The following is a 14,845-nucleotide window of genomic DNA, read 5'->3' on the forward strand; positions in this document are numbered from 1 at the left end:
GCCCCCCCCCCGGCGTCACCCACCCTCCCGAAAGCCCCCCGAACAACCAACACCCCCCCAACAGCAACCCCCCACCCCCTACAGCCCCACCCCGAACACCAAAAAGGACGCCCCCTCCCCAACCCGAAGGCCAGAAAGGGGACGCCCCAAAAACCCCAGCTACAACCTCAGTTGTCGCCGTCCTCATCAATCAGAAAACCCCGCATAGGCGCCGGAGCCTGCTGCATGGGCTGCGGCGGCTGCGGCCGGACGGCCGCCATCGGCTGGGTCATCCCCGCCGGCTGCATCTGCGGCGCACCACTGTTGCCACCGCCCTGCCCGCCGAAGGAAGGCGCCGGCGCGTTCCCACCGAAGGAACTCTGCCCGCCGAACGACGGCGAGTTACCACCGAACGAAGGCTGGTTCCCGCCGAAGGAAGGCGCAGAGCCCATCGACCCCCCGGCCGGCGCCATCGACGACGCCGCCGGCGGCAGCGACGCGGTGGCGGGGATCCGCGGCGGCGCGAGCGAGTCGTCGGCCTGCGACTCCAGCTGACGCAGCTGGGTCTCCAGGTACGACTTCAGACGCGTCCGGTACTCGCGCTCGAACGCCCGCAGGTCCTCGACCTTGCGCTCCAGCGTGGCCCGCGCGGACTCCAGCGACCCCATCGCGACGCGGTGCTTCTCCTGCGCGTCCCGCTCCAGGGCGTCGGCCTTGGCCCGGGCGTCCCGCTCCAGACCCTCGGCCCGGCTGCGCGCCTCGCCGACGATCTTGTTGGCCTCGGAACGGGCCTCGGAGATCGCCTGGTCGGCGGTCTGCTGGGCGAGCGCCAGCACGCGGGCGGCGCTGTCGCCACCGGGACCCTGCTGCTGCATCGGGCCGCCGAGCGGGCCGCCCATCTGCTGCGGCGGGCCGCCCATGGGGCCGCCCATCGGCTGCATCTGCTGCTGCTGGCCCATGCCCTGGCCCATCGGGTTGCCCATCTGCTGCGGCCCACCGGGACCGCCCATGGGCTGGAGCATCTGACCACCCATCGGCTGGACCAGCTGCTGCTGGCCGCCCATGGTCTGGTTCATCTGCTGCGGGCCGCCGGGGCCCATCGGACCACCCTGGCCGGCCGGGAGCTGCGGCGCACCGGACGGCAGGCCGAGCGGCTGGTTGCCCATCTGCTGCTGCTGCTGCGGACCACCGGGGCCCATCTGCTGCGGGCCGCCGGGGCCCATCTGCTGCGGGCCACCCGGACCCTGCTGGCCGGGGACCGGCGGGCCGGATATGGCAGCCGGGACGGGCGCGGCCGGACGCTGGGCGTCCTGCGGCGGTTCCTTCCGCATGTTGGCCTGGTTCTGCGCGGCCGCGCGAGTCGCGGCGGCCAGCTTGGCGCGCAGGTCCTCGTTCTCCCGGAGGAGGCGGGTCAGCTCCGCCTCGACCTCGTCGAGGAAGGCATCGACCTCGTCCTCGTCATAGCCTTCACGCAGGCGGACGGTCGTGAACTGCTTGTTCCGAACGTCCTCGGGGGTCAATGGCATCTCTTCACCTCAACGTGATCGTCGGCACACCGGCATCCTGTCGCATCGCTCACCTACGACTAGGGGTGCACAAGCGAGATCAGGACATACACAATGATCATCAGTACGAAGAAGGACAGGTCGAGCGCCACGCCCCCGAAACGCAACGGCGGAATGAACCGCCGAAGAAGCTTGAGCGGCGGATCCGTGACAGTGTACGTGGCCTCCAGGACCAGGACCATGGCCTTGCCAGGCCGCCACGAACGCGCGAACTGGAAGACCCAGTCCATGACCAGTCGAACGAGCAGGAACACCAGGAAGACGGTCAGGGCGTAGTAGAGCACCGCCCACACGATGTCCATCGCGTTTCCCTCTCCCCGGTCCCGGGCCCTAGGGCCTGCCGCTCGTCACCTGTCGCCAACCACTGTTGATCAGATCCACACGTAAAGTCGTGGCCGGGTCAGCTCTGGTTGAAGAACCCACCCTCGGCGATCCGAGCCTTGTCCTCCGCCGTGACATCGACGTTAGCAGGCGACAGCAGGAACACCTTCTGTGTCACGCGCTCGATACTGCCGTGCAGACCGAAGACGAGTCCAGCGGCGAAGTCTACGAGCCGCTTCGCGTCCGTGTCGTCCATCTCGGTCAGATTCATGATCACGGGGGTACCGCCGCGGAACTGTTCCCCGATGGTACGGGCCTCGTTGTAGGTCCGGGGGTGCAGCGTGGTGATGCGGTAGGGCTCTCGTTCGTTCACTACCTTGGGCATGATCACCGGTGCGCTCTTCTCCAGGTTGTGGCGGCGTTCGGGTGTGATGGACGACACGGGGGCCATCCTCGGGGTCTCCTGCCGGATCGGCACCGCGGCCGGAACCGGCTGCGGGGTGATCGAGGAGACCGGGGCGGGGGCGGGAGCGGCTGCCGGCCGGGGGATGTCCTCGGTCCGCTGCCCGGTACGGATCGGCTCGGGGTCCGCGTCGTAGTCGTCGTCGGGGTCGTACCCCTGGCCGTCGTACGTCTCGTCCTCCACGAGGCCGAGGTAGACCGCCATCTTGCGCATTGCGCCGGCCATGCTCCTGTCTCCTCCGCTCATGGCCACCTCGCTGGCGCTCGGTGGCTGCTCCGCGAAGCCGCGCACCTTCCATCGGTCGCTCGCTCCGCTCGCTCCGTGCGAACCGTCCCTGCGGCCGGGGCCGCGGCCCTGCCTGCGGATTCCTCGGCCCGCCCGCGACGGCCCGTCAAGGCGACACGCCGTCAGGGTTCTTGGGGTGGGGCCGTGAAACTGCGATCCACGGTTGGCTAGCGCTTCTGAAAGCTGCTAGTTTCTGTCCTATTTTGTCCTGCAGTCTGATCTACTACCCGGTGACGTTACCCGAGGGGTGACCTCACTCCGAGTACCGCCGTTCCGACGCGCACATGTGTCGCTCCGGCGGCAATCGCCTGCTCAAGGTCACCGCTCATCCCTGCGGAGACCATGGTGGCAGCCGGATGGGCCGCCCGTACGGCGGTTGCGATTTCCGCCAGCCGCTCGAAGGCGCGGGCCGGGTCTCCGGCCAGCGGACCGGCCAGCGGAGCGACGGTCATCACACCGTCCAGGCGGAGCCCGGGCGTGTCGGCGATCGCGTCGGCGAGTTCGGCGACGTCCTCGGGGGCGACCCCGGCCCGGTGCGCGCTCTCGCCGCCCGCGGCGGAGCCGCTGATCGACGCTTCCTTGTCCAGCGCCACCTGCACCAGGCAACCCAGCTCCGGGCGCCCGGACTTCAGCACGGCCGCCGAGAGCGACTCGACCAGCCGCAGCCGGTCCACCGAGTGCACGTGGTTCGCGTACCGGACGACCGAGCGGACCTTGTTGGTCTGCAGCTGTCCGACGAAGTGCCAGTCAAGAGGAAGGTTTCTGCACTGTTCCGCCTTGGGCGCGGCGTCCTGGTCCCGGTTCTCCGCGACGTCCGTGACCCCCAGTCCGGCCAGCAGCGCGCTGTCCTCGGCCGGGTAGGTCTTGGTGACGACGATCAGGGTGACGTCCTCGCGCGGACGTCCGGCGGCCGCACAGGCGTCCACGATCCGGCGCTCGACCACTTCGAGGTTGGTGCCGAGTTCCTCGTACCGGGCCCGCTGGCCCTCGGTCAGCCCCTCCAGGAACTCCGGGCTGCCCGGGAACGGTCCGTAGATGTCGTTCGTCATCAGTGATCAGAGCCCAACCAGACGTAGCTCGCGAGCCGGCCCGTGCGCTGCTCGCGACGATAGGAGAAGTGATCGGCGGATTCGAGGGTGCAGACCGGTGAGCGCACCAGCTCGGTGACCCCCGCCGCGGCCAGCTGGGCCGCGACTCCCTCCGGCACGTCCAGCGCCGGGGTCCCCCAGGAGGTCTCGGCGAAGGCCGCCGGGACGACCCCGGCGACTTCGGCGCGCAGTTCGGCCGGCACCTCGTAGCAACGGCCGCAGACCGCGGGACCGGTGGCGGCGGTGATCCGCGCCGGTTCGGCCCCCAGTTCGACCATCGCCCCGACGGTCGCGGTCACCACTCCGGCTGCCAGCCCGGGCCGGCCCGCGTGGGCCGCGCCCACCACGCCCGCCACCGGGTCGGCCAGCAGCACCGGCGTGCAGTCCGCGGTCAGCACCGCGAGCGCGAGCGGCCGGTCGGTGACCACCGCGTCCACCGTCGGGGCCTCCCCCAGCGGCTGGCGCTCCGTCACCACGGCCACCTCGGCGCCGTGCACCTGGTTCATCCAGACCACGTCGGCCGGGTTCAGCCCCAGCTCCCGGGCCGCGATCGCCCGGTTCTCCCGGACGGCCTCCGCGTCGTCCCCGACCGCACCGCCGAGGTTGAGCTCCCCGTACGGCGAAGTGCTCACCCCGCCCCACCGATCGGTGAAGGCGAAGTGAGCACCCGCGCGGACCGCGTGATCGATCACTTAAGGAAGTCCGGGACGTCGAGCTCCTCGGCCGGGCTCTCCACGAACGGCTGCCGGGTCGACTGCTGCACCTGCGGCGGCACCGGAGCGGTGGTGGCCGTGCCGGCCGTGGTCTCGGTCGAACGCGCCGGGGCGGCCGGGGCCTCCCCCTCGGAGCGGGACGTCACCGAGCCGATGCTCCCGTACGACGGCCGGCCGGCCGGGCGCTCGGGGGCGGCCGGCGGGGTGGCCGGGGCGGCGGGGGTGGTGGACTTCACCACCGGGTCGCGGACGATCGCCGGCGGCTGACCGCCGTCGAAGCCGGCCGCGATGACGGTGACCCGCACCTCGTCGCCGAGCGCGTCGTCGATGACGGCACCGAAGATGATGTTCGCCTCGGGGTGGGCGGCCTCGCTGACCAGCTGGGCCGACTCGTTGATCTCGAACAGGCCGAGGTCGGAACCGCCCGAGATGGACAGCAGCACGCCACGGGCGCCGTCGATCGAGGCCTCCAGCAGCGGCGAGGAGATCGCCATCACGGCGGCCGCCTTGGCGCGGTCCTCGCCGCGGGCCGAGCCGATGCCCATGAGCGCCGAACCGGCGTCCGACATGACGGACTTGACGTCCGCGAAGTCGAGGTTGATCAGACCCGGGGTGGTGATCAGGTCGGTGATGCCCTGGACACCGGAGAGCAGGACCTGGTCCGCCGAGCGGAACGCGTCGAGCACGCTGACCTGGCGGTCCGAGATGGACAGCAGCCGGTCGTTGGGGATCACGATGAGGGTGTCGACCTCTTCGCGCAGGGCGGCGATGCCGTCCTCGGCCTGGTTGGCCCGGCGGCGGCCCTCGAAGGTGAAGGGGCGGGTGACCACGCCGATGGTCAGGGCGCCCAACGAGCGGGCGATGTTGGCGACGACGGGCGCGCCGCCCGTGCCCGTGCCACCACCCTCGCCGGCGGTCACGAAGACCATGTCGGCCCCCTTGAGGACCTCCTCGATCTCCTCGCGGTGGTCCTCGGCGGCCTTGCGGCCGACCTCGGGGTTGGCGCCGGCGCCGAGGCCCCGGGTGAGTTCACGGCCCACATCGAGCTTGACGTCGGCGTCGCTCATGAGGAGGGCCTGCGCATCGGTGTTGATCGCGATGAACTCGACGCCCTTGAGACCGACCTCGATCATCCGGTTGATGGCGTTGACACCACCGCCGCCGATTCCGACGACCTTGATGACTGCGAGGTAGTTCTGCGGTGCTGCCACGTCGAAGGCCTCTCGCCTCGAATTTCCGGGTCGGTGCGGCCCGACGGTGGGCCGTACCGACGGATGTCGATGGGTAGGGAGCCTGGTTTCTGACTGAATGTCCGAAATGCCGACCGCCGACCCCAACCCTAAACTTGACCTTTAGGGTTAGTCCTGTGCCTCCGTCACATCACCAACGGACACAGTCTGGTGACACAGGACACTAGGTGGCTCCGGGCACGCGTTTCAACGAACACGCCGAGCTTCCCTTTTTCTTTTGAGCCTATGTGATCATCGGCCGGCAATGGAAACCGGGGTGACCACCAAGGGTCGGGCCGACACTTCGAGGCGTCAACCCCTCCCTCGGGCACAGAATCTAGCGGATCAACCCGACACCGCCGGCGCCTCCGGCGCGGTCACGTCGAACACGGTGCCCTTCTGCTTCATCAGCGCCAGCAGCACCCGGGCCTTCCGATCGGTCTGCTCGGGACTCCCCCAACGCACCGTCGTACCCCCGCTGAGCTGCAGTTCGATGTCGTCGTAGGAGTGGACCAGGACCGATCCGGCCCGCTTGGCGATCTCCGGCGGGAGCCCGGCGGCCACCGCCACCGCGCCCTGCACCAGCTGCGCCCGGGAGATCACCCCGTCCACGTCCTTCGCGGGCTGACTGAGCCGCAGTTCCACCACCGGCACGCCCTGCGGCGCGGCCGCCTCGGTGGCGAAGCTCACGCCGGCGGCATCCACCTGGGTGAACTGGCCGTCATCCCCCTTGACGGCGGCCACCGCGGTCCGCTGCACCACCTTGACCTGCAGGGTGTGCGGCCAGCCCCGCCAGACCTCGGCCTTCGCCACCCGGGGGATCGCCTCCACCCGCTGCCGGACGCCGTCCAGGTCGACCCGGGCCAGCGGGCCGTCGGCCAGCCCGCCGACCGCGTCGCGGACCTGGTCCGACGTCAGCTTGTCGTCGGTCGCACCCTGGACGGCGACGTCGCGCACGTCCAGCACCGACGAGAAGAACACCACCCAGGCCAGCACGCCCAGCAACGCGGCGCCGAGCACGCTCAGCACCACGATGCCCCGCCGGGAGAGCCGGAGGCGGGGAGCGGACTCCTCCTCCTCCAGCTCCTCCTCCAACGGGTCGGCGAGCCGGCCGTCAGCCACGGCGGCGACCGCCGCGGTGCGCCTGGATCGCCTCGTAGACCATGCCGACCAGCAGGTCGTCGGCGTCCCGGCGCCCGAACTCGGCGGCGGCCCGGCTCATGTCCCACAGCCGCTGCGGGTCGGTGAGCACCGGCAGCACGTTCTGCAGCACCCAGTCCGGGGTCAGCTCGGCGTCGTCCACCAGCAGGCCGCCGCCGGCCTTGACCATCGGCTGGGCGTTCAGCCGCTGCTCGCCGTTGCCGATCGGCAGCGGCACGAAAGCGGCGGGCAGGCCGACGGCCGCCAGCTCGGCCACCGTCATGGCGCCGGCCCGGCAGAGCATCAGGTCGGCCGCCGCGTAGGCGAGGTCCATCCGGTCGACGTACGGCACCGCCCGGTACGGCGGCATCCCGGGGACGTCGGCGACCTGCGGCAGTTCGTTCTTCGGGCCGACCGCGTGCAGGATCTGCACGCCGTACTGCTGCAGCCGCGGGGCGATCGCGGTGATGGTCTCGTTGAGCCGGCGCGCGCCCTGGGAGCCGCCGGAGACCAGCAGGGTGGGCAGCCGCTGGTCGAGGCCGAAGTACTGGCGGGCCTCCGGCCGGGTGGCATTGCGGTCCAGGGTGGCGATGGTCCGGCGCAGCGGGATGCCGATGTACCGGGAGTCGCGCAGCTTGCTGTCCGGGGTGGAGACCGCTACGAAGTCGGTGTAGCGGGCGCCGATCTTGTTGGCCAGGCCCGGGCGGGCGTTGGCCTCGTGCACCACGATCGGCACGCCGGCCCGCTTGGCGGCCAGGTAGGCGGGCATCGCGACGTAGCCGCCGAAGCCGACCACGGCGTCGGCGTTGACCCGCTCGATGATCTCCTGGGCGGCCCGCACGGTGCCGCGCAGCCGGCCGGGGACGGTGATCAGCTCGGGGGTGGGCTTGCGGGGCAGCGGGACGGCCGGGATGAGCTCCAGCTGGTAGCCGCGCTCGGGCACCAGTCGGGTCTCCAGCCCCTTCTCGGTGCCCAGGGCGGTGATCCCGATGGACGGGTCGTGCCTGCGGAGGGCGTCCGCGAGGGCCATGGCCGGCTCGATGTGACCGGCGGTCCCCCCGCCGGCGAGTACGACATGCACCGAAATTCACCGCTCCCTGCGTGCCGGCCCGGGGGCCGGGCGCGCTGTGGTTCGTCGTCGTGGCAGCACCCGGGCCAGTCGCTTCCTGATCCGGGAGTTCTTGCTCCGGGCGGCCAGGGCCGCCTTCGCGCCCGAGGAACTGCGTGCCAGGCACAGCAGCACCCCGATCGCGGACATGGCCGACAGCATGGCGGAACCGCCGTAGGAGAACAGCGGGAGCGGGACGCCCGCGATGGGCAGCAGTCCCAGCGCCGACCCCAGGTTGATCATGGCCTGCGCCATGATCCAGGTGGTGGCGGCTCCCGCGGCGTACCTGACGAAGGGATCCTTCGTGCCGATGGCCACACGGATACCCGCGTAGCCTAGTGCCGCAAAGAGACCGATCACCGACAGCGTCCCCACCAGGCCCAGTTCCTCGCCGGTCGCGGCGAAGATGAAGTCGGTGTGCGCCTCGGGCAGCTGGCCCCATTTCTCCACGCCGGCGCCCAGGCCGGTGCCGAAGCCGCCGCCGAGCGCGAACGAGTACACGCCGTGCAGGGCCTGGAAGCAGGCGCCCTCCGGGTCGAGCTTGGTGACTCCGATGCAGCCCAGCCGCTCGGCCCGGTGCGGGACGGTGATCACCAGGGCGGTGCAGACCACGACCGCCACCCCGAGGGTGGCCACGAACAGCCGCAGCGGTGCGCCGACCATCCACAGCAGCGCGAACACCATGGCCACCAGGATCATCGAGGTGCCCATGTCACCGCCGATCATGATCAGCGCGAGCAGCAGCAGGGCGCCCGGCACCAGCGGCACCAGCAGGTGCTTCCAGGAGCTGAGGGTGCCGGCCTTCTGCTTGCGGGCGAGCAGGTCGGCGCCCCAGAGCACCAGGGCGAGCTTGGCGAACTCGGAGGGCTGGAACTGGAAGAAGCCGAAATCCAGCCAGTTCTGGTTGCCGTTGATCCGCACCCCGATGCCGGGCACGGCGACCAGCGCGAGCGCCCCGATCACCCCGAACATCACCGGGTAGACGATCACCCGCAGCACCGCCACCGGGACGGAGGCGAAGCCGACCAGCAGGACCAGGCCGAGGATGGCCGCGATCAGCTGCTTGAGGAAGTAGTACTGCGCGGTGTGGTGCTGGTTCAGCGCCAGGATCTGCGAGGCCGAGAAGACCATCATCAGGCCGAGCACGACCAGCAGCAGGGTGCTCCCGACCACCAGCAGGTACGGCGTGAGCGGCCGGTCCAGCCAGTACCGGACGCGGGCCCGGAAGGCCCGCAACCGTCCCAGCGGACCGGCCGACTTGTACTTGGTCGTGGTGGCGGAGATCACTCGCCACGGCTCGGCGGCGTCCTGCTTCGTCACGCCGGAATCCGCCCTGCCCTGCCCCGCCACCGCTCCCCGTTCCTCTTCATGCGGCCCGTCCGCCCCGAAAGGCCTCTCACTCGCCGCCGGAGTCCGCCAGCTCCCGGACGGCCGCCGCGAAGAGGTCGCCGCGCTCGCCGTAGTTGGTGAACATGTCCATCGACGCGCAGGCCGGAGCCAGCAGCACCGTGTCACCCGATCGAGCGAGCGACGCGGCCGTTCGAACGACCTCGGCCATCGCCACCGCGCCAGTCTGGCCCTCGGCCGCCTCGATCACCGGCACATCCGGAGCGTGTCGCTCCAGCGCCTCGCGGATCAGCGCCCGGTCCTGCCCGATCAGCACGACCGCGCGCAGCCGCTCGGCCGCGCCCTGCACCAGGTCGTCGAAGGTCGCGCCCTTGGCCAGTCCCCCGGCGATCCAGACGATCGGCCGGTAGGCCGCCAGCGAGGCCGCGGCGGCGTGGGTGTTGGTGGCCTTGGAGTCGTCGACGTACGTGACCTCGCGGACCGTACCGACCTCGGCGATCCGGTGGGCGTCCGGACGGAAGGCCCGCAGGCCCTCCCGGACGGCCTTCGGCTCGACCCCGTACGCCCGGGCCAGCGCGGCCGCCGCGAGCGCGTTGGCGATGTTGTGCGGGGCCGGGGGGTTCACGTCCTCGACCGAGCCCAGCTCGGCCGCGTTCTTGGCCCGGTCCTCGACGAAGGCGCGGTCCACCAGCAGGCCGTCCACCACGCCGAAGTTCGACGGGCTCGGCGCGCCGAGGCCGAAACCGATCGCCCGGCAACCCTCCTCGACGTCGGCCTCCATGACCAGCGCCTCGGTGGCCGGATCGGCCAGGTTGTACACGCAGGCCACCGCGTTGCCCTCGTAGATCCGGCCCTTGTCGGCGGCGTACGCCTCCATCGAGCCGTGCCAGTCGAGGTGGTCCGGAGCCAGGTTGAGCACGGCCGCCGAGTGCGGGCGCAGCGAGGGCGCCCAGTGCAGCTGGTAGCTGGAGAGCTCGACGGCGAGCACGTCGTACGGCTCCTCGGCGAGGACCGCGTCCAGCACCGAGACCCCGACGTTGCCGACGGCGGCGGTGCGCTTGCCGGCGGCGGTGAGGATCGAGGCGAGCATCTGGACGGTGGTGGTCTTGCCGTTGGTGCCGGTGACGGCCAGCCAGGGGGCGGGCTCGCCGGTGCCCGGCAGCGGCTTGCGCAGCCGCCAGGCCAGCTCGACGTCGCCCCAGACCGGCACCCCGGCCGCCTCCGCGGCGGCGAACAGCGGGCTGTCGGGGGCCCAGCCGGGCGAGGTGACGATCAGTTCGGTGCCCTCGGGCAGGCTCGCGCCGTCGCCCAGGCGCACCGCGATGCCGGCGGCCTCCAGCTCCGCGGCGCGGGCCCGCAGGCCCCCGCCGCTGCCGCCGTCCACCACGGTGACGCGGGCGCCGAGGCCGTTCAGGACGCGCGCGGCGCTGATGCCCGAGACGCCGAGGCCGGCGACCACCACGGGCAGGTTGTCGAAGTCGGGGTTTGTCATCCGGTCCGGTATCCCGCGTAGAAGAGGCCGAGGCCGACGGCCACGCACAGGCCCTGGATGATCCAGAAGCGGACCACGACCAGGACTTCGCTCCAGCCCTTGAGTTCGAAGTGGTGCTGCAGTGGCGCCATCTTGAAGACGCGCTTGCCGGTCATCCGGAACGAGCCGACCTGGATGATCACCGAGAGGGTGATGATCATGAACAGGCCGCCGAGCATGATCAGCAGCAGCTCGGTGCGCGAGCAGATCGCGAGGCCGGCCAGGGCGCCGCCGAGGGCGAGCGAGCCGGTGTCACCCATGAAGATCTTGGCGGGCGAGGTGTTCCACCACAGGAAGCCGAAGCAGGAGCCCATCAGGGCCGAGGCGACCACCGCGAGGTCCAGCGGGTCCCGGACGTCGTAGCAGGCGCCGGTGGCGGAGATGAAGTACGCGCAGCTCTGGGTGTACTCCCAGACGCCGATGAAGGTGTAGGCGCCGAAGGCCATCACCGAGGCACCGGTGGCGAGGCCGTCCAGACCGTCCGTCAGGTTCACGCCGTTGGAGGTCGCCGCGATCATGAAGTACGCGAAGATGACGAACAGCACCGGGCCGATCGACCAGCTGAAGTCGCGGACGAAGGAGAGCTTCTCGGAGGCCGGGCTGAGCCCGCGGTCGTCGTGGAACTGCAGCGCCAGGATGGCGAACACCAGGCCGACGATCGACTGGCCGGCCAGCTTCGCCTTGGCCCGCAGGCCGAGCGAGCGGCGCTTGACGACCTTGATGTAGTCGTCCAGGAAGCCCACCAGGCCGAGGCCCGCGGTCAGGAAGAGCACCAGCAGCCCCGAGGCGGTCGGGGTGTCGCCCGTTATCGCCTTCGTGGCGAAGTACGCGATCAGGGTCGCCAGGATGAAGGCGATGCCGCCCATGGTGGGCGTGCCCTTCTTGCTGTGGTGCGCCTTGGGGCCGTCGTCACGGATGTACTGGCCGTAGCCCTGCCGGGCGAGCAGCTTGATCAGGGCGGGCGTGCCGACCAGCGAGAGGATCAGGCCGATCATCCCGGAGAAGAGGATCTGCTTCATCATCGGGCAGCACCGTCCGCCAGGAGGGCCTCGGCCACCTTCTCCAGCCCCACCGAACGGGACGCCTTCACCAGGACCACATCCCCCGGCCGAAGCTGACTGCGCAGCAGCTCGACCGCCGCGTCCGCGTCGGACACCAGCACCGACTCCTCACCCCACGAACCTTCGTTCCTCGCGCCGAGTTCCATGCAGGCCGCCTCGCGTCCGCCGACCGCCACCAGCTTGGTGACGTCCAGCCGGACGGCGAGCCGCCCGATGGCGTCGTGCTCGGCCAGGCTGTCCTCGCCGAGCTCCCGCATCTCGCCGAGCACCGCCCAGGTGCGGCGGCGCTCCGGACCGCGGCCGCCGATCGAGACCAGCGCCCGCAGCGCGGCCCGCATCGAGTCGGGGTTCGCGTTGTAGGCGTCGTTGACGACGGTGACACCATCGGCCCGGTCGACGACCTCCATGCGCCAGCGGGACAGCGCACCCGCCTCGCCCAGGGCTGCCGCGGTGTCGTCGACGGACATCCCGAGCTCCGTCGCCACCGCGGCGGCGGCGAGGGCGTTCGAGACGTGGTGCTCACCGTACAGGCGCAGCTGCACGGGCGCGGAACCGGCCGGGGTGGTGAGCGTGAAAGATGGCCGTCCGGTGGCGTCCAGGCGAACGTCGGTCGCCCGGACGTGGGCGTCCGGGGACTCCCCGAACAGCACCACCTTCGCCTTGGTGCGGGAGGCCATCGCGCGCACCAGCCGGTCGTCCGCGTTGAGGATCGCGGCGCCGTCGGCGGGCAGCGCCTCGACCAGCTCGCCCTTGGCCTCGGCGATCGCCTCCTGGGAGCCGAACTCGCCGAGGTGGGCGGTGCCGACGTTGAGGACCAGGCCGATCCGCGGCGGGGTGATCGAGGTGAGGTACTCGATGTCGCCCTTGTGCCGGGCGCCCATCTCCATCACCAGGTGCCGGGTGCTCTCCTCGACCCGCAGCGCGGTCATCGGGTGGCCGATCTCGTTGTTCAGCGAGCCGGGCGGGAAGACGGTCTCGCCGTGGCGCTGGAGCAGCTGGCCGATCAGGTCCTTGGTGCTGGTCTTGCCGGCCGAGCCGGTCAGCGCGACCACGGCGGTGCCCGCGGCGCGGGAGACCACGGCCCGGGCCAGCCGGCCGAGCGCCTCCACCACACTGTCGACCAGGACGGCGGGCACGCCGACCGGGCGGGAGGCCAGCACCGCGACGGCGCCGGCCTCGACCGCCGTGACGGCGTAGTCGTGGCCGTCCACGTTCTCGCCGACGAAGGCCGCGAACAGGCCGCCGGGGCTCACCTTCCGCGAGTCGACCTCGACCGGGCCGGTGACCAGGGTGTCCGGGTCGGCTCCGGCCAGGGTGCCTCCGACTGCGGCCGCCACCTCGGCGAGGGTCAGTGCGATCACTGCTGCTCTACTCCTCGGTCGCCCCGGGCGGCCGTGGTCCGCGCGATGGATTCGCGCAGCACCTCCCGGTCGTCGAAGGGGCGGATCTCGTCTCGTACGTACTGGCCGAGCTCGTGGCCCTTGCCTGCCACCAGCACGGTGTCCCCCGCTTGGGCGCGGGCCACCGCGAGCTCGATCGCCTCGGCCCGGTCGGGCACGACCAGGACGTCCCCGCGCTCGGCCTCGGGCACCGCGGCGGCGCCGGTCAGCATGCTGGCGAGGATCGCCAGCGGGTCCTCGCTGCGCGGGTTGTCACTGGTCAGCAGGGCGGTGTCGGCGAGCCGGGCGGCGATGGCGCCCATCGGGCCGCGCTTGTGCGGGTCGCGGTCGCCGCCGCAGCCGACCACGACGTGCAGCCGGCCCTTGGTGACCTCGCGCAACGAGCCGAGGACGGCCTCCAGGGCGTCCGGCTTGTGGGCGTAGTCGACCACCGCGACGAACGGCTGTCCGGCGTCCACCCGCTCCAGCCGGCCCGGCACGCCGGCCACGGCGGCGACCCCGGCCACCGCCCGCTCCAGCGGCAGCCCGGCGGCGACCAGCACGGTGATCGCGGCCAGCGCGTTGGCGACGTTGAACGGACCGGGCAGCGGAACGGAGGCGTCGGCCTCGGCGCCGTCCGGGCCGACCACCCGGAAGGTGGAGCCGGTCGGGCCGAGCTGGACGTCCAGGGCCCGCCAGTGCGCCCCGGCGTCGCCGGTCGCGGAGAAGGTGGTCACCGGGATCTTCGCCTCGGCGGCGAGCCGGCGGCCGTACTCGTCGTCCAGGTTGACCACGCCGTGGCGGGACTTGCCGGGCTGGAACAGCCGGGCCTTCGCCTGGAAGTAGTCCTCCATGTCCGGGTGGAAGTCGAGGTGCTCGGGCGTGAGGTTGTTGAACAGCGCGACGTCGTACGCCACCCCGTCGGTGCGGCCGAAGACCAGGGCGTGGCTGGAGACCTCCATGGTCACCGCGTCCGCGCCGCGCTCGGCCATCACGCCGAGGATCGCGTGCAGGTCGGTGGCCTCGGGGGTGGTGCGCTCGCTCTTGATCCGCTCCTGGCCGACCCGCATCTCGACGGTGCCGATCACGCCCGGGCTGCGCCCGGCGCCGCGCAGACCGCCCTCGACCAGGTACGAGGTGGTGGTCTTGCCGTTGGTGCCGGTCAGCCCGATCATCAGCAGCCGCTCGGACGGGTGAGCGTAGACGATCGCGGCCAGCTCGCCCATCCGGGCCCGCGGCCGGTCGACGACCAGCAGCGGCAGGCCGGTGGGGGCGGCCAGCTCGGCGCCCGCCGGGTCGGTCAGCACGGCCACCGCGCCGGCCTCCGCGGCCTTGCCGGCGAAGGCCGCGCCGTGGTGGTTGGCGCCCGGGAAGGCCACGTACACGTCACCGGGGCGCACCGCGCGGGAGTCGTGGGTGACGCCGGTGACGGCGCCGCCCTCGACGGGCGGCAGACCGAGCCGGGCGGCCAGCTCGGCGAGCGGCAGGGCGGCGGTCCCGGTCGGGCGGGGCGGACTCACGGTGGTTTGATCGGGTTTCGGCACGGCGGGAAGGCTATCCGCCGAAGGGTGCCCAGGGCCAAACCGGGCCTTCGCCGCGCCGCCGTCCAGACCGGCCCGCTGGTTGCTCATCCTCG

The 14,845-nt window shown here is 71.7% G+C and carries 13 protein-coding genes; all 13 read right to left on the reverse strand.

What is annotated here, in order from left to right:
• Window positions 1-167: 167 nt before the first annotated feature.
• Window positions 168-1,505 (reverse strand): DivIVA domain-containing protein, encoded by a 1,338-nt coding sequence (locus ACIRVF_RS09730; protein WP_402815770.1) that lies wholly within the window; start codon window positions 1,503-1,505, stop codon window positions 168-170.
• A gap of 59 nt (window positions 1,506-1,564) precedes the next feature.
• Window positions 1,565-1,846 (reverse strand): YggT family protein, encoded by a 282-nt coding sequence (locus ACIRVF_RS09735; protein WP_030282903.1) that lies wholly within the window; start codon window positions 1,844-1,846, stop codon window positions 1,565-1,567.
• 98 nt (window positions 1,847-1,944) lie between these two features.
• On the reverse strand, window positions 1,945-2,553 hold the full coding sequence (locus ACIRVF_RS09740; protein ID WP_030282899.1) for a cell division protein SepF: 609 nt from the start codon (window positions 2,551-2,553) through the stop codon (window positions 1,945-1,947).
• Window positions 2,554-2,849: 296 nt separating this feature from the next.
• Window positions 2,850-3,662, reverse strand: a complete 813-nt coding sequence (locus ACIRVF_RS09745) for a YggS family pyridoxal phosphate-dependent enzyme (protein WP_402815771.1) — start codon at window positions 3,660-3,662, stop codon at window positions 2,850-2,852.
• On the reverse strand, window positions 3,662-4,393 hold the full coding sequence (gene pgeF / locus ACIRVF_RS09750) for a peptidoglycan editing factor PgeF (RefSeq protein ID WP_402815772.1): 732 nt from the start codon (window positions 4,391-4,393) through the stop codon (window positions 3,662-3,664). Before pgeF ends, ACIRVF_RS09745 begins: the two co-directional genes overlap by 1 nt.
• Window positions 4,390-5,625, reverse strand: coding sequence for a cell division protein FtsZ (gene ftsZ, locus ACIRVF_RS09755; protein ID WP_402815773.1), 1,236 nt, complete (start codon window positions 5,623-5,625; stop codon window positions 4,390-4,392). Before ftsZ ends, pgeF begins: the two co-directional genes overlap by 4 nt.
• Window positions 5,626-5,988: 363 nt before the next feature.
• Window positions 5,989-6,765: a cell division protein FtsQ/DivIB gene (locus ACIRVF_RS09760; protein WP_402815774.1), complete on the reverse strand. Its 777-nt coding sequence runs from the start codon at window positions 6,763-6,765 to the stop codon at window positions 5,989-5,991.
• A complete protein-coding gene (gene murG, locus ACIRVF_RS09765; protein ID WP_030282889.1) occupies window positions 6,758-7,864 on the reverse strand; it encodes an undecaprenyldiphospho-muramoylpentapeptide beta-N-acetylglucosaminyltransferase in 1,107 nt (368 codons plus the stop codon). Before murG ends, ACIRVF_RS09760 begins: the two co-directional genes overlap by 8 nt.
• A gap of 6 nt (window positions 7,865-7,870) precedes the next feature.
• A complete protein-coding gene (gene ftsW / locus ACIRVF_RS09770; protein WP_402815775.1) occupies window positions 7,871-9,211 on the reverse strand; it encodes a putative lipid II flippase FtsW in 1,341 nt (446 codons plus the stop codon).
• 76 nt (window positions 9,212-9,287) lie between these two features.
• Window positions 9,288-10,730, reverse strand: a complete 1,443-nt coding sequence (murD, locus tag ACIRVF_RS09775) for a UDP-N-acetylmuramoyl-L-alanine--D-glutamate ligase (protein ID WP_402815776.1) — start codon at window positions 10,728-10,730, stop codon at window positions 9,288-9,290.
• Window positions 10,727-11,788 carry a phospho-N-acetylmuramoyl-pentapeptide-transferase gene (gene mraY, locus ACIRVF_RS09780; protein WP_380415546.1) on the reverse strand — a complete coding sequence of 354 codons (1,062 nt, stop codon included), beginning with the start codon at window positions 11,786-11,788 and terminating at the stop codon, window positions 10,727-10,729. Before mraY ends, murD begins: the two co-directional genes overlap by 4 nt.
• Window positions 11,788-13,191 carry a UDP-N-acetylmuramoyl-tripeptide--D-alanyl-D-alanine ligase gene (gene murF, locus ACIRVF_RS09785; protein WP_402815777.1) on the reverse strand — a complete coding sequence of 468 codons (1,404 nt, stop codon included), beginning with the start codon at window positions 13,189-13,191 and terminating at the stop codon, window positions 11,788-11,790. The genes mraY and murF overlap by 1 nt, the downstream gene beginning before the upstream one ends.
• A complete protein-coding gene (locus tag ACIRVF_RS09790; RefSeq protein ID WP_402815778.1) occupies window positions 13,188-14,840 on the reverse strand; it encodes a UDP-N-acetylmuramoyl-L-alanyl-D-glutamate--2,6-diaminopimelate ligase in 1,653 nt (550 codons plus the stop codon). Before ACIRVF_RS09790 ends, murF begins: the two co-directional genes overlap by 4 nt.
• Between the last annotated feature and the right edge of the window lie 5 nt (window positions 14,841-14,845).

This window comes from Kitasatospora sp. NPDC101157 (assembly GCF_044768255.1).
Classification (GTDB): Bacteria; Actinomycetota; Actinomycetes; order Streptomycetales; family Streptomycetaceae; genus Kitasatospora.

Excerpts from the sequence above, each read along its gene's own strand:
- ACIRVF_RS09730 (WP_402815770.1), bottom strand. The coding sequence starts at position 1,505 with ATGCCATTGACCCCCGAGGACGTTCGGAACAAGCAGTTCACGACCGTC.
- ACIRVF_RS09735 (WP_030282903.1), bottom strand. The coding sequence starts at position 1,846 with ATGGACATCGTGTGGGCGGTGCTCTACTACGCCCTGACCGTCTTCCTG.
- ACIRVF_RS09740 (WP_030282899.1), bottom strand. The coding sequence starts at position 2,553 with ATGGCCGGCGCAATGCGCAAGATGGCGGTCTACCTCGGCCTCGTGGAG.
- ACIRVF_RS09745 (WP_402815771.1), bottom strand. The coding sequence starts at position 3,662 with ATGACGAACGACATCTACGGACCGTTCCCGGGCAGCCCGGAGTTCCTG.
- murD (WP_402815776.1), bottom strand. The coding sequence starts at position 10,730 with ATGACAAACCCCGACTTCGACAACCTGCCCGTGGTGGTCGCCGGCCTC.
- mraY (WP_380415546.1), bottom strand. The coding sequence starts at position 11,788 with ATGAAGCAGATCCTCTTCTCCGGGATGATCGGCCTGATCCTCTCGCTG.
- ACIRVF_RS09790 (WP_402815778.1), bottom strand. The coding sequence starts at position 14,840 with ATGAGCAACCAGCGGGCCGGTCTGGACGGCGGCGCGGCGAAGGCCCGG.